Genomic DNA, 13,836 nt, shown 5'->3' with positions numbered 1-13,836 from the left:
TGGTACCTCCTAGTTATATGACTGGATTCATAATAGCTTCGCATCTCAACACCACATCTGGTTGGAAACCTGATTCATTCGCGAATTTATAGCAACAGCGTACAAAAAAATAGTGATATTTTATCCGCTATTTGCCGTGTAGTAAAATCCCCACTGATTATAGTTTCACTTTATGAATAAGCAATTCCTTTACAAAATAGACCCTTTTCTCAAACTTTTCTTTCATTCTAAAGCCGTCCCATTAAATACACAGGCTCCTACTATTTCTAAATGCATAAAATGTTAAGCGAAAGTATGGGGGGATATGATGTATAATTCAAATTATTATGATTGGTATAGGCAGAATGATAAATTGATTAGTGATATTGAAAAAGCTATAAATGGAGAGTATAGCGCCATAAGCTGCTATGCAAAATTAGCAAATATGGCTCCAAATCAAGTAGAACAAAAACAAATTCTTGAAATTCGTAATGATGAAATAAAGCATTTCCACAACTTTGTACAAATTTATACGAACTTAACTGGCAGGCAGCCGAAACCACAAATTACTGAAGACTGTCCGAATACGTATTTACAAGGATTAGAGTTTGCTATACAAGATGAACAAAAAACAGTAGATTTTTATTTGGAAATTTCAGATGAGACATCGGATGTACATTTGAAAGAGTTGTTACGGAGAATAGCTGCGGATGAACAAAATCATGCAGTATGGTTTTTATATTACTTCGTGAAGTCGAAGTGAACATTAAGAATGAACGACTGATGTGGTGCATATATTAAAAAATATTTTAAAACGTAGTGCAACAATTGAATGGAATATTTAAATGTAAGCAGAAGGAAACCGTTTCGCTAGTAGTGGAGCGGTTTTTTTATGATGTACTTATGTATCGACAAAATATAGTAATTACATTTCATATATAATGTATGAAACGAAAATGAATAAGTTAGGAGCAAGCATATGAAAAGAGGGCTTACAGTAGATATTCTAGATGGATATGATAATTTACTTTGGAAAGTATTAAAGCCAATTGATATTACTGTATTTGATTGGCGAGTGAGGGATGAGGAGTCCTACTTAATAGCACGTGGTGAATTGGATGAGGCATTATTTCCAGAAGAACCAAGTGTAGTGGAAGGGTTAGCGTTGAAAAAGTTAGTTAAAGACAACATATATTATCTTATTTTTGCAGATTTAAAAGCATATCCTAAAGGAGAAATAGCGATAGATATTGAAACATACGAAGAGTTTAAGGAAAGCAAGTGTGAGGTAGTTGTATTAGCGGTGGATGCTCAATACATACAAATTTATGCGAAAGATCAAAAATCGATTGAATTAATGTATGAAAACGCAGTGAATCAAGGATTTTATGTAGAATATATTACAGATGAAAATGATGGAAGGACTCGTTTGTCAGTATGGTAGCAATTTGAAAGGGGAAAGGCAATATGGAGAGAAATATAAGTAAAGAATATGCAATTCGAATTGCTACTGAAAATGAAAGTGATAGTATTATCCTTTTATTAAAAGAGGTAGCACAATGGCTACAATATAAAGAAGTGGATCAGTGGCAGTATCTTTTAGGAGAGGAAGCTACGGCTGAAATACTAGAATGTATAAGAGAGAAATATACATATGTTGTTCTGAAAGAAGCTGAAATAGTTGGTACGGTTACAGTTTCTCCTAAACAAAATGAATGGGATGAACATATTTTTGGTAAAGAGGAAGTTTCTAATTCATTATATATTCATAGATTTGCGGTGAAACGGAAGTATAAGGGAAATGGAATAGGAGAATGGATTTTACGGTGGGTAGAAGAGAATGTGCAATGTGATAAAGAGTATTTGAAGTTAGATTGCGTGGGGCATAATCGTACGTTGAATGATTTTTATAAGAAAAATAGTTTTGAATATGTTGGAAGTACGGATGGGCTTAGTAAGTTTCAAAAGAAAAGGAGAATGTGAATGCATCCAATTAACGTAAGTTTAGTTGAAAAGTTAATACAGGAACAGTTTCCTGAATGGGCCCATTTAGAAGTGAAACCTGTAAAGTTTAGTGGGTATGATAATAGGACGTTTCACTTAGGGGATGAGATGAGTGTAAGATTGCCAAGTGATGTGGCATATGCACCGCAAGTAGAGAAAGAAAATAGTTGGCTTCCTATATTAAATAAGGGGCTTTCTTTACCGATTTCTATCCCACTTGCGAAAGGAAATCCGTCTGAAGCGTATCCATTGCCTTGGTCTATTAATAAGTGGATAGAGGGAGAAACAGTTACGAAACAAAACGTTCGGGATTTAAATGAATTTGCGGCGGACTTAGGATCTTTTTTAGTAGAATTGCAATCTATTAATGCGAGTAACGGACCTTTAGCTGGAACACATAATTTTTACCGAGGCGGACTTATATCTGTATATGATGAAGAGGCGAGAGTTGCTATTGAAAATAATAAGGATGTTTTTGACGAGGCATTATTAAAACACCTTTGGAATGTAGCACTTAGTTCGACATGGGATCGTAAGCCAGTTTGGGTTCATGGAGATGTAGCGCCAGGGAATTTACTCGTTAAAGATGGAAAGCTTTGTGCTGTAATTGATTTTGGTATTTTAGGCGTAGGAGATCCTGCTTGTGATGCAGCGATGGCTTGGACGTTTTTTGATGAAAATAGTAGAAATGTATTTAAAGAAGTATTACGCATGGATGAAGAAACGTGGAATAGAGCGAGAGGATGGGCACTTTGGAAGGCGTTAATTACATATGATGCGAATAGGGATAGTAATGAAAAAGTAGCAGAAGAATCTTATCGTATCATTCAAGTGCTTGTGGATGATTATGAGAGGTAATAGAAAAGCCTATTTTAAAATAGGCTTTTTCATATGATTAAATAGTAGAAATGGAAAGAAGGAATACAACATTATTATACAGAATATTTAGATAATAGGAGGTGTCGAATTTTGAGTGAAATTGAATTAAAGAGTAATGTAATTAAGACAGGGCGAGAGAAGGGGATTATTCTTCGGTTTATACTTGCTAGTCTCGTTGGAGTGTTTATGTTTTTCGTTCCTGTTACGATAAACGGTGCATCGTCTATTATGATTGATCATATCGTATCGTGGATTAGGGCTTCGGTTCCTGGCATAGTACCTTATTATGCATTATTTGTTATGGCAATTGGTGCGATTTATCCATTTTATACGAAGAAATGGAATGCATCTATCGTAGACATTTGTTTTTCTATTTTAAAAGTAGTTGGCTTTGTTTTTGGCATATTATATTGTTTAAAAGTAGGACCAGATTGGTTCTTTGCGCCAGATGTTGGACCGTTTTTATATGAGAAGCTAGTCATATCAGTAAGTTTGCTCGTTCCAATTGGCTCGGCGTTTTTAGCGTTATTAGTCGGATATGGATTGCTTGAATTTATCGGTACATTTTGTCGTCCGATTATGAGGCCATTATGGAATACGCCGGGGAGATCGGCAATCGATGCAGTTGCGTCCTTCGTTGGAAGTTATTCGCTTGCTCTCCTTATTACGAATCGCGTGTATAAAGAAGGAAAGTATACGACAAAAGAAGCGGCGATTATCGCTACAGGATTTTCTACAGTATCCGCTACATTTATGATCATCATCGCAAAAACATTAGATATTATGCATTTATGGAATGTTTATTTTTGGACTACACTTGTTGTAACATTCATCGTGACTGCTATCACCGTAAGAATCCCACCCCTCAGTAGAAAACCAGATACATATGTAACAGAAGAAGGCTTCCCAGAGCCTGTTTATAAAGAGAAAATGTTAGAACGTGCTTGGGAAGATGCGTTAGAAGTATCAAAGTCTGCACCGAGCATTATGAAAAATATTGCAATGAATTTAAAAGACGGATTTATTATGACAATGGGAATTTTACCATCCATTATGTCAGTAGGATTAATTGGTATCGTCTTAGCGAAGTTCACGCCAATATTTGATTGGATCAGTTATATTTTCTATCCGTTTACATGGCTATTACAATTACCAGAAGCAGACTTAGCTGCTAAAGCCGCATCAGTTGGCATTGCAGAAATGTTTTTACCGTCATTATTAGTAGTAAGTGCGCCACTTGTGACAAAGTTTGTCATTGCAGTTGTTTCCGTATCATCTATACTGTTTTTCTCCGCTTCAATTCCTTGTATATTATCAACAGATATTCCGTTAAAAGTATCTGAACTTATTATTCTGTATGTGCAGAGAACGATTTTAACGTTGCTTATCATTACGCCGATTGCTTATTTGTTGCTTTGAACTATAATGTAAGTTCTAAATATATGGCGTTTACTAAATTGTGTAAATGAATATTTATCGTAAAATCGTAGGTAGTGCAAAATTATAAGTGCGATGCTTGAATAAAGGCATCGCATTTTTTATTTTTAGATGTACTATATGTTTATGGTATGAATTTATTTTTATGTATATATTAATAAAATAATTTTAATGATATGTTATAGTAACAACAAAGGGGGCTTAAAAATGGAAATTATTCACGAAAGAGCAAAGTTGCGGTTAATGGATAATACTGATGTCGAAACTTTGTTTTCGATTGTAGAAGGAAATCGGGATATTTGGGCGTATTTAATCTCTAAAATGGATAGTGTGCAAGATATGCAACAATACGTTCAAAAAGCGATAAAGGGTTACGGAAGAGGTACTCAAATACCTTTCATAGTCGTAGATCAACAGTCGAATAAAATTGTAGGAAGTACACGTTTATATAATATTTCAGTAGAAGATAAGACAGTTGAGTTAGGGCAAACGTGGTATCATCCGAGTGTGCAACGTACGAGTATAAATACAGAGTGTAAGTATATGCTTCTTCAGTATGCTTTTGAAAAATTGCATATGCTGAGAGTGCAAATTAAGACGGATGCAAGAAATGAAAAAGCACAACGAGCAATTGAAAGGTTAGGCGCAGTAAAAGAGGGTGTGCTTCGAAATGAAAGAAAATTACCGAATGGTTATGTGAGAGATGCGGTGGTGTACAGTATTATCTCGAGTGAATGGCCAAGCGTAAAAGAAAAATTGTTAGAAAAATTAGAGTTGTATAAAGAAAAGTTATAATTCGTGTTTTGAAAGGTATATTGTTCGTGAGATATGAAAAATATACCTTTTTTCTTACAAAATGCTACTTTATTTTAATTCCTTTTGTTTCATCGTTCCCTTCTGAGAAAAAATTCGTTACAATGTAGTTGTATGGTAATAAACTTATAAATTTAAAAAATGTAATGAAAACCGCAAATGAAAATGAATTGATAATCCTCAATTTTAAATGAAAACCCTTTTATACATAAATAACAAGTAAAGTTCCTTCTTTTAAATAAACTCAAACAAAACGATTTGATATAAATGTTTTTTATAGAAGTATGGATGATGTACGGAGGCAATTACAAATGAAAGAAAATAAGAAGAGTAAGAAAAGACGAATCTTTCAAGTATTTTTACTAATGATTTGTTCTGCTATTTTATATGTAAGTTATGCAGCTTACGATATTTGGAGTTATCGTTTTAAAGCAAATGATGACGTGAAAACGGATGCTGGTATCGTACTAGGAGCAGCTTCATGGAACGGAAAACCATCTCCTGTATTTAAAGAAAGAATTAATCATGCGATTTCTTTATATAAGAACGGAAATATTAAAAAGATTATTTTTACAGGTGGTACAAAGTTCGAGGCAGAACTTGAGGAAGCACGTACTGCAAGAGTATATGCAATGAAACAAGGTGTAAAAGAGGAAGATATTTTAATTGAAACTAAATCCCTTTTCACTGAAGAAAATTTAAAAAATGCGAAGCAAGTTGGAATAGAGAACGGCATACAAACATACACGATTGTGAGTGATCCACTTCATATGAAACGCGCAATGAGAATCGCAAAACATATTAATATTGAAGCGTATGCTTCACCAACGCCGACATCAGCATATAAAACGTTAGATACAGAAATACCATTCTTCTTTAAAGAATTATTCTCGTATATTGGATATGTAACCTCTTTGCCGTTAAAAGCATTGAAGGGGGACTAATATAAGAAAAGGATCTAGCCTTAAATAGGCACTTTTCTTATTAGTCAAAAACATTGTATTTTTATCGGAATAGTGAAACAATAGAGAGGTAGCTTCATATAATCATAATGACAAAATGAACGGTTTATGAATCGAGCATAAAGTGAAACTTTAATCAGTGGGTGGGTTTCTCACTGATTATTAGTTGAACCAATCGGGCGTTTACGGGCAGTTGATCTCCTACCTAACTTCCTTTGCTTCACCTGAATTTTTAGGTGGGAGTTTTACTGCCCGCAAATAGCGGGATAAAGGAGATTATAGTATGGCACTCTCATTTGTTGAAACAGAAGAACAGTCTTTAATTATTGAGAAAATAAATAAATTGATTCCGAAGTTCATGGGAAGGGAGCATCAGCTAAGTGAATTAGGATCATTTCCGTATGAAAATATAAATGATTTGAAAGATATCGGATATACGAAATTAACGTTACCGAAGGAATTTGGTGGTAGTGCCATTTCTTTATATGACTTCGTTTTATTTCAAGAGAAAATCGCGGAAGGCTGTGGAGCTACTGCATTATCGATTGGCTGGCATCTTGGCATTGTGAAGGAGCTAGCGGAAAATCGCTCTTGGAATGATGAGATGTTCAAATGGTTTTGCGAAGAAGTACGTAATGGTGCGCTCTTTAACAGGGCAGCAACAGAACCGAAAACAGGGAGTCCGACGCGTGGCGGCAAACCAGAAACAATAGCGGTTCAACAAGGCGAGAAGTGGGTTATAAATGGAAGAAAAACTTTTACAACGATGGCGCCAGTACTTGATTATTTTATTATTTCAGCAAGTATGGAAGGCCGTGAAGAAGTTGGTGAGTTTGTTATTCCAAGAAATACACTCGGTGTATCTATTGAAGAAACGTGGGATAGCGTTGCAATGCGAGGGACTGCTAGCCACGACCTTGTCTTACAAAATGTAGAGATAGACAACCGCTTTTTTACGGATGTAAAAGGCGGGAAAGTGAAACAAAAGGGTATTGGCTGGTTGCTACATATACCAGCATGTTATTTAGGAATTGCACAATCAGCAAGAAATTATGCAGTTCAATTTGCGGAATCATACAAGCCAAATAGTTTAAATCATTCTATTAGTTTATTGCCGAATGTTAGAAAATTAGTTGGAGAGTTAGAACTTGAGCTTATGCAAGCTCGTGTCTTTTTATATCAAATTGCGAAAAAGTACGATGAGGCAGAAGATAAACTATCACTGCAAGCAGAATTAGCAGCTGTGAAATATGCTGTAACAAATGCGGCGATATCTATAGTGGATAAATCGATGCGCATCGTAGGAGCAAAAAGTTTATCAGAAAAAAATCCGCTCCATCGTTACTATTTAAACGTCAGAGCAGGACTGCATAATCCACCGATGGATGATGCAACATTGTCTATGCTGGCGGATGCGGCGTTTCGGTCGTGATTTTTGAAGTTTACATTTTATTGTTTATGGATATTATAGTTGTTTTGAAAGCACGGGTTTGATTAGTAATCAAACCCGTGCTTTTTATGTGTATGAAGTACTTAATGGAGATGTAGGTTTTTAATATAAATGATTATCATGGTGTTGTGATTGTTTCTTGTTGAAAAATTCTTATTGTAATGCCAGTTTGGAGGCTGTATAAACATTTTTCGTATTTAATCCCAAATTAAAGGTCTTTCCAAGTTAACCATTCGCAAATATTGTAAAAATTGACCTGCATGGACCGCATCATGATAGGCAATTCGTAATAGCATATCACCTAAATATCGTTGATAGCCAACATCGCTTCGATCAATAAGTCTTGAATCTAGCTCGGCTATGCTTATTGATTGAACATATTCTATGAAGTCAGTAAAGTGTGATTGTGCCAATTCAATTTCTTTTTTTACACAAGTAATTGGCTCGTCATCATACGGGGTACGTATGTCGTTTATTGAACCGTTGTTTTATATAATCATATGATAGTAAAAAGTTGAGCTCCATACGTGACGAATCATTTCACCAAAGGACATAGCCTCAGGATCAGGCTTCCAATTAAGAAAATTATCGGGAAGAGAATTCCATAATTTTTCTGAGCGCCTTCTCGTTTCTTTTAAATTTAATATACTAAGATCAATTGCATTCATAATACATTCTCCTTTACTATTAAACTTAAAATAATTGTATCAATTTAATAGTTAGGGTATCATCGAAATATGAATGTATATCTGAATATCTCATATATAGCTAAACTAATTGCTGAACCTACAAGAGCAATCATCTTAGATTGTCTAATGAATAATCAGGCACTACCGGCTAGTGAATTGGCTTATATGGCAAAAGTGTCACATCCAACAATTAGTTCGCATCTTTCTAAATTAGTAGAAGGGAATTTACTTACAGTTGAACAACATGGTAGACATCGTTACTATCGACTTGCTAATCAAGAAGTTGCAGAAGTGCTTGAAAAGTTAGGGACAATTGCACCAACAGTTCAAGTTCGCTCTTTAAAACAATCAAGCCAACTAAAACAAATTCGTTATGCTCGAACTTGTTATGATCATCTTGCAGGCAAACTCGGTGTAGAGATAACTGAAAAATTACTAGATAGGCAATTTATAATTTTAGAGGATGGAGAATACATTGTAACGGAACAAGGTAAGAAATGGTTTCTGAATTTTGGAATAAATGTTGATGAGGCAGATACAAAAAGGAGGGTATTTGCAAAACCTTTCCTTGATTGGAGTGAACGGCGTTACCATATTTCTGGTTGGTTAGGGTCTGCAATTGCAAAACTGCTTTTTGAACAGGGATGGATTACGAAAACGGATAAGAACCGAGCTGTCCATCTTACAAAGAAAGGTGTAAAGTTATTGGAAGATCAATTAGGCATTGATATGAAAACTGAGGAAAGAAAAGCTTGAAATTAGAAAAATCCGTCAAAATGAAGGGCTTTTTTCATTATGGTAGGAGTGTACATGAATAATAGGATGTTACCAATAATCGTTGCCAATAAAAAATCTTTCTTTTCATTCTTCTTTTTTAAGTTTTAAAGGAGAAAGCTAGGCTTCTTATTTTTACTAATGTTATAATAAGAAAAAAGCACGAAAAGAGGTCATCTCATGCTAGAGGTTATTGCAACATGTTTAGAAGATGTAAAACGAATTGAAAGCGCTGGCGGGAAGCGGATTGAATTAATTTCATCTTATACAGAAGGTGGTTTAACACCGAGTTATGCTTTTATAAAAAAAGCGGTAGAAGCGGTAAGTATACCAATTCATGTTATGATTCGTCCGCATGCGAAGTCTTTTACATATACGGAAGAAGAAATTGAAATGATGAAAGAAGATATTATAGTTGCGCAGAAGTTAGGAGCAGCTGGTGTAGTATTAGGCGTATTAAACGAACGAAATGAAGTGGATGAAGAGAAATTAGCGGACTTACTATCTGTTGTAGATGGAATAAATGTAACGTACCACCGTGCGATAGATGATATAGAAAATCCAGTAGAAGCAATGAACACTTTAAAGAAGTTTCATAAAGTGACTCACGTTCTAACTTCAGGTGGACAAGGAAATATAGTAGAGAATATTCCGGTGCTTACAGAAATGCAAAAGGTAAGCGATGGTCAAATTCAGCTTGTAGCTGGAGCTGGCGTGACGAAAGAAAATATAAAGCGATTGCTAGATGAAACTGGAATCACGCAGGCGCATGTCGGTACAGCGGTAAGAGAAGGAAAATCATGTTTTTCTGAAATAGATCCTAATTTAGTACAAGAATTAGTTGAAATAATAAAATAAGTGCTTAAGAAAGAGGAGAAACGATGAAGGAAAATACGAAGAAAGAATTATTCTCTTGGGCTAAAACGATAGGTTTTACCCTTGTATTAATTGCTATTATTCGCGGTGTTTTATTTACACCTTCTTTAGTGCAAGGTGAATCAATGATGCCCACTTTAAAAAATAACGAACGAGTTCTAGTGAATAAGATTGGTTATAGTATAAGTGGATTAGATCGCTTTGATATTATCGTCTTCCACGGAAAAGAAGGATACGATTTAGTAAAACGAGTAATTGGTTTGCCAGGAGATACAGTTGAGTATAAAAATGATGTTTTATATGTAAACGGAAAAGCGATGGAAGAACCATATTTAAAAAAGTTTAAAGAAAAAGCAGTAGGCCGTGTATTAACTCCAGACTTTACGTTAGAACAAATCACTGGGAAAACGAAAGTGCCAGAAGGCCAAGTATTTGTTTTAGGGGATAATCGTGAAGTTTCTAAGGATGGTCGCATGTTTGGCTTTATTTCAGAAGATGAAATTGTCGGAAAAGGACAAGCTGTTTTCTGGCCGTTGGAACAAGTAAGAGCGTTATAAAGTGTGGTGAAGTATGGGAGAGATATTCTTCCATACTTTTTTATTTGCTTAAAATCTATTGATTGAATTGAAAGAATATTTTATAATTTTAAATTATATGTTTGTTTCGAAAAACGGAATTTAAGTTCCGTAATTCGGAACGAAAGGGAGATAGAATGAGTATAAATAAAACGGCAGTTAAGACAATGGATATTTTGGAGTTGTTTTATGAGCATGAAGAGCTAAGTTTAACAGAGATGGTTCAGCTTACAAATATGCCGAAAACATCTGTTTATCGTTTAATTGGCTCGTTGGAAGAGATGGAGTTTTTACAAAAAAACGAAAAGGGGAAATATCGTTTAGGGGTCGTATTTTTACGGTTCGGTCAACTTGTTTCACAACGATTATCAGTAAGAAATATAGCAATTCCTTATATGAAAGAACTTAGAGATAGTTTAGGACAGGCAGTTAATTTAATAATTCAGGATGGAAATGACGCAATTTATGTTGAAAAAATGGAAGGTGTTCAGCCGGTACGCGTGTATACGGCGGTTGGAAGAAGAGCACCGCTTTATGCTGGCGCATGTCCAAGAATTTTACTATCGTATTTCTCTGAGGAAGAGAAACGGAGATACATAGAGGAAGTGGATTTAAAACAGTTTGCAGATGGAACAATCGTGGATAAGAAACAATTGTTAGAAGTGTTGCAAATGGCAAAAAAGGAAGGCTACACCATTAGTTATTCTGAGTTAGAAAATCATACAGCCGCGATAGCAGCACCCATTTTCGCGAGCGATGGAACGGTTGTAGCAGGCATTAGTATTTCGGGATTAGCAATTGAGTACAACGAAAGTAACATTTCATATTTTATTGCGAAGGTGAAAGAAACAGCGCATCGCATTTCGAAAGAACTCGGCTTTTTGGCATAGAAAGAGGGAGTAGGATGAAATTTTCTGCGTTAGGGGATCAAGCAATTATTGTTACATTTGGTGAAGAAATTAAGAGGGATATATATGAGAAAGTACAGCGGTTATTTCAAGCACTGCAGCAACATCCGTTTGCAGGAATGATAGAGTGCGTTCCGTCGTTTACTTCATTAGCTGTTTACTACAATGTATACGAAGTATGGAAGGGAAATGAGAGACGTGAAAGGTCACATGATTACGTTCGCCAGTATATAAAGGAGCTGTGTGATTCTTATAAAGAAGAAGTAAAACAGGATGTGAAACATATTTCTATACCAGTGTGCTACGGGGGAGAATATGGACCTGATTTAGAAGAGGTTGCACATTATAAAGGTTTACAAGTAGAAGATGTGATTCGAATACATAGTGAAACTACATATTTTGTATATATGTTAGGTTTTACACCAGGGTTCCCGTATTTAGGAGGACTATCAAAAGAATTAGAAACACCTAGAAAAGAAATACCGCGGTTACAAATCTCACCTGGTTCGGTAGGAATCGGCGGAAATCAAACAGGTATTTATCCACTTGAAACACCGGGTGGATGGAATATTATTGGTCGAACACCAATCTCCTTATTTAATCCGGAAGAAGAAACACCAACCTTTATTCAAAGCGGTATGTATTTACGATTTATCCCAATAACGAAGGAAGAGTACTTATCACTTGAGGGGGCTAAAGAATGGATGTAGAGGTTTTGCATGCAGGAATGTTTACAACAGTCCAAGATTTAGGGCGATCTCATTATCAACAATACGGTGTACCAGTTGGCGGGACTATGGATCAAAGTGCACTTCGGATGATCAATATGTTAGTTGGTAATGAGGAGAATGAAGCGGGACTCGAAATGACGATTATGGGACCTAAATTGTTAATAAAGAAAACGACTTTACTTGCGATTGGCGGAGCAGATATGGAACCGTTATTGAATGGAGAACGTATCCCGTTATGGCGTCCCATTTTAGCGGAAGAAGGTAGTATGCTTTGTTTTGGAAAAGTGAAAAGTGGTTGCAGAGCGTATGTAACTTTTGCGGGTGGTATACATATTGAGCGTACAATGGGAAGCAAAAGTACGTACATACGTGCTGCGATTGGTGGTATAGAAGGAAGAATGCTGAAAAAGGGTGACTACTTCCAAATTGGTGCACAACCAGAAATGGCGAATCGTTTCATTCAAGACTTACAAAAAGATGAGTGTATAAAAACGAAATGGGCAATTAGCAACAGCGTACTACCAAAGTATAAGAAACATCCTAAGCTTCGTGTCATAGCTGACTTTGAATATAATCAATTTACAGAAGAAAGTAGAAAGGCATTTTTTACGAAAGAGTATAAGGTATCTAATTATGCTGACCGTATGGGCTATAGGGTTGAGGGAGAAGTTTTAAATAGGATTGAAGAAAAAGAGATTTTATCGAGTCCTGTTACATTTGGAACCATTCAAGTTCCTAATGGTGGACAGCCGATTATATTAATGGCAGATAGGCAAACGACAGGTGGCTATCCGAGAATGGGAAATATCATTTCAGTAGATTTACCTCTTCTTGCCCAGCTAAAGCCGGGGGACTATGTTTCTTTTGAGAAAATTACGCTTGAAGAAGCGGAACAATTGTACATAGAACAAGAAGTAAATATGAATCTATTAAAGAAATTCATCGCTTTACGAAGCTGAAATTAGGAGGAATACATTGTGACTACAATCGATTTAAACTGTGATTTAGGAGAAAGTTTTGGCGCTTATAAAATGGGGAATGATGATGAGATTCTTCCGTTCGTTTCCTCTATAAACGTTGCTTGCGGTTTTCATGCGGGTGATCCGTCTATTATGCGTCAAACTGTTGAAAAAGCTTTGGAGCATAACGTAGCAATAGGGGCGCATCCTGGATTTCCTGATTTAATTGGATTTGGTAGAAGAAACATGAATGTTTCAGCAAGTGAAGTATACGATTATGTTCTATATCAAACAGGCGCATTAGACGCATTTGTGAAAGCGGCAGGCGGGAAAATGCAGCATGTAAAGCCGCACGGTGCCTTATATAATATGGCGGCGTCTAATCCGGAAATTGCAGATGCAATTGCAAAGGCAATTTATCATATAAATCCAAGTCTATTACTTTATGGATTAGCAAATAGCGAGGCGTTTATACAGGCTGCAGAAAAATACAAAGTAACTCTTGTACAAGAGGCTTTTGCGGATCGTACATATAAGCAAGATGGTACATTAACGAGCCGTACAGAAGAAAATGCGCTTATAAAAGATGAAGACGAAGCGATAAAGCAAGTACTTCAAATGGTGAAAGAAGGCCATGTAAATGCGGTCAATGGAGAGAAAGTAGCAGTTCAGGCGCAAACAATTTGTTTACACGGTGATGGGGAAAAAGCAGTGCAATTTGCAAAAAGAATATACAGAACATTCAAACTTAATGATATTTCTATTTGTGCACCGAAATAAAAAATAGGGGGAAGTGCTGG

General features: G+C 35.8%; 15 protein-coding genes and 1 pseudogene. 15 read left to right on the top strand and 1 reads right to left on the bottom strand.

Annotated elements, in window-relative coordinates; translation table 11 throughout:
* Positions 1-307: 307 nt before the first annotated feature.
* The 8 genes from MR112_RS17755 (at position 308) to MR112_RS17720 (ending at position 7,506) form a co-directional block, all read left to right on the top strand.
* The gene (locus MR112_RS17755) at positions 308-742 is read left to right on the top strand and encodes a ferritin-like domain-containing protein (protein WP_000282831.1); all 435 of its coding nucleotides are present in this window, start codon (positions 308-310) and stop codon (positions 740-742) included.
* Between the two features lie 216 nt (positions 743-958).
* The gene (locus tag MR112_RS17750) at positions 959-1,423 is read left to right on the top strand and encodes a DUF2691 family protein (protein WP_000820297.1); all 465 of its coding nucleotides are present in this window, start codon (positions 959-961) and stop codon (positions 1,421-1,423) included.
* 23 nt (positions 1,424-1,446) lie between these two features.
* Positions 1,447-1,962 carry a GNAT family N-acetyltransferase gene (locus tag MR112_RS17745; RefSeq protein ID WP_000440749.1) on the top strand — a complete coding sequence of 172 codons (516 nt, stop codon included), beginning with the start codon at positions 1,447-1,449 and terminating at the stop codon, positions 1,960-1,962.
* Positions 1,963-2,841 carry an aminoglycoside phosphotransferase family protein gene (locus MR112_RS17740; protein ID WP_242245175.1) on the top strand — a complete coding sequence of 293 codons (879 nt, stop codon included), beginning with the start codon at positions 1,963-1,965 and terminating at the stop codon, positions 2,839-2,841.
* 111 nt (positions 2,842-2,952) lie between these two features.
* Positions 2,953-4,281, top strand: a complete 1,329-nt coding sequence (locus MR112_RS17735; protein ID WP_048656697.1) for a YjiH family protein — start codon at positions 2,953-2,955, stop codon at positions 4,279-4,281.
* Positions 4,282-4,506: 225 nt separating this feature from the next.
* Complete coding sequence (locus MR112_RS17730; RefSeq protein ID WP_000402586.1) at positions 4,507-5,094, top strand: GNAT family N-acetyltransferase; 588 nt, start codon at positions 4,507-4,509, stop codon at positions 5,092-5,094.
* Between the two features lie 329 nt (positions 5,095-5,423).
* Positions 5,424-6,056: a YdcF family protein gene (locus MR112_RS17725; RefSeq protein WP_000662215.1), complete on the top strand. Its 633-nt coding sequence runs from the start codon at positions 5,424-5,426 to the stop codon at positions 6,054-6,056.
* Between the two features lie 301 nt (positions 6,057-6,357).
* Entirely contained in the window at positions 6,358-7,506 is a 1,149-nt protein-coding gene (locus tag MR112_RS17720; protein ID WP_063245352.1) for an acyl-CoA dehydrogenase family protein, read from the top strand.
* A gap of 215 nt (positions 7,507-7,721) precedes the next feature.
* On the opposite strand, the pseudogene MR112_RS17715 reads toward MR112_RS17720, so the two are convergent.
* Positions 7,722-8,192: pseudogene (locus MR112_RS17715) on the bottom strand (DinB family protein).
* Between the two features lie 69 nt (positions 8,193-8,261).
* Between MR112_RS17715 and MR112_RS17710 the strand changes: the two are divergent.
* The 7 genes from MR112_RS17710 (at position 8,262) to pxpA (ending at position 13,816) form a co-directional block, all read left to right on the top strand.
* Positions 8,262-8,969, top strand: coding sequence for an ArsR/SmtB family transcription factor (locus MR112_RS17710; RefSeq protein ID WP_242245174.1), 708 nt, complete (start codon positions 8,262-8,264; stop codon positions 8,967-8,969).
* Between the two features lie 198 nt (positions 8,970-9,167).
* Positions 9,168-9,845: a copper homeostasis protein CutC gene (locus MR112_RS17705; RefSeq protein ID WP_227900570.1), complete on the top strand. Its 678-nt coding sequence runs from the start codon at positions 9,168-9,170 to the stop codon at positions 9,843-9,845.
* A 23-nt stretch (positions 9,846-9,868) separates the two neighbouring features.
* On the top strand, positions 9,869-10,420 hold the full coding sequence (gene lepB / locus MR112_RS17700) for a signal peptidase I (RefSeq protein WP_000662498.1): 552 nt from the start codon (positions 9,869-9,871) through the stop codon (positions 10,418-10,420).
* A 155-nt stretch (positions 10,421-10,575) separates the two neighbouring features.
* A complete protein-coding gene (locus MR112_RS17695) occupies positions 10,576-11,328 on the top strand; it encodes an IclR family transcriptional regulator (RefSeq protein WP_000026367.1) in 753 nt (250 codons plus the stop codon).
* A 14-nt stretch (positions 11,329-11,342) separates the two neighbouring features.
* The gene (gene pxpB / locus MR112_RS17690) at positions 11,343-12,056 is read left to right on the top strand and encodes a 5-oxoprolinase subunit PxpB (RefSeq protein WP_227900571.1); all 714 of its coding nucleotides are present in this window, start codon (positions 11,343-11,345) and stop codon (positions 12,054-12,056) included.
* Positions 12,047-13,036 (top strand): 5-oxoprolinase subunit C family protein, encoded by a 990-nt coding sequence (locus tag MR112_RS17685; protein ID WP_000382243.1) that lies wholly within the window; start codon positions 12,047-12,049, stop codon positions 13,034-13,036. The genes pxpB and MR112_RS17685 overlap by 10 nt, the downstream gene beginning before the upstream one ends.
* An 18-nt stretch (positions 13,037-13,054) precedes the next feature.
* Positions 13,055-13,816, top strand: a complete 762-nt coding sequence (gene pxpA / locus MR112_RS17680; protein ID WP_000207317.1) for a 5-oxoprolinase subunit PxpA — start codon at positions 13,055-13,057, stop codon at positions 13,814-13,816.
* Positions 13,817-13,836: the final 20 nt, after the last annotated feature.

Source organism: Bacillus cereus group sp. BfR-BA-01330 (genome assembly GCF_022663885.1).
In the GTDB taxonomy this organism is placed as follows: domain Bacteria; phylum Bacillota; class Bacilli; order Bacillales; family Bacillaceae_G; genus Bacillus_A; species Bacillus_A cereus.
The sequence above is the reverse complement of the archived record's forward strand: the minus strand, read 5'-3'. Positions and strand labels throughout refer to the sequence as shown.

What these genes read in the sequence shown, in the direction of transcription:
- lepB (WP_000662498.1), top strand. Translation starts at nt 9,869, where the DNA reads ATGAAGGAAAATACGAAGAAAGAATTATTCTCTTGGGCTAAAACGATA.
- MR112_RS17695 (WP_000026367.1), top strand. Translation starts at nt 10,576, where the DNA reads ATGAGTATAAATAAAACGGCAGTTAAGACAATGGATATTTTGGAGTTG.
- MR112_RS17720 (WP_063245352.1), top strand. Translation starts at nt 6,358, where the DNA reads ATGGCACTCTCATTTGTTGAAACAGAAGAACAGTCTTTAATTATTGAG.
- MR112_RS17745 (WP_000440749.1), top strand. Translation starts at nt 1,447, where the DNA reads ATGGAGAGAAATATAAGTAAAGAATATGCAATTCGAATTGCTACTGAA.
- MR112_RS17730 (WP_000402586.1), top strand. Translation starts at nt 4,507, where the DNA reads ATGGAAATTATTCACGAAAGAGCAAAGTTGCGGTTAATGGATAATACT.
- MR112_RS17740 (WP_242245175.1), top strand. Translation starts at nt 1,963, where the DNA reads ATGCATCCAATTAACGTAAGTTTAGTTGAAAAGTTAATACAGGAACAG.
- MR112_RS17685 (WP_000382243.1), top strand. Translation starts at nt 12,047, where the DNA reads ATGGATGTAGAGGTTTTGCATGCAGGAATGTTTACAACAGTCCAAGAT.
- MR112_RS17750 (WP_000820297.1), top strand. Translation starts at nt 959, where the DNA reads ATGAAAAGAGGGCTTACAGTAGATATTCTAGATGGATATGATAATTTA.
- MR112_RS17755 (WP_000282831.1), top strand. Translation starts at nt 308, where the DNA reads ATGTATAATTCAAATTATTATGATTGGTATAGGCAGAATGATAAATTG.
- MR112_RS17710 (WP_242245174.1), top strand. Translation starts at nt 8,262, where the DNA reads ATGAATGTATATCTGAATATCTCATATATAGCTAAACTAATTGCTGAA.
- MR112_RS17705 (WP_227900570.1), top strand. Translation starts at nt 9,168, where the DNA reads ATGCTAGAGGTTATTGCAACATGTTTAGAAGATGTAAAACGAATTGAA.
- pxpB (WP_227900571.1), top strand. Translation starts at nt 11,343, where the DNA reads ATGAAATTTTCTGCGTTAGGGGATCAAGCAATTATTGTTACATTTGGT.
- MR112_RS17725 (WP_000662215.1), top strand. Translation starts at nt 5,424, where the DNA reads ATGAAAGAAAATAAGAAGAGTAAGAAAAGACGAATCTTTCAAGTATTT.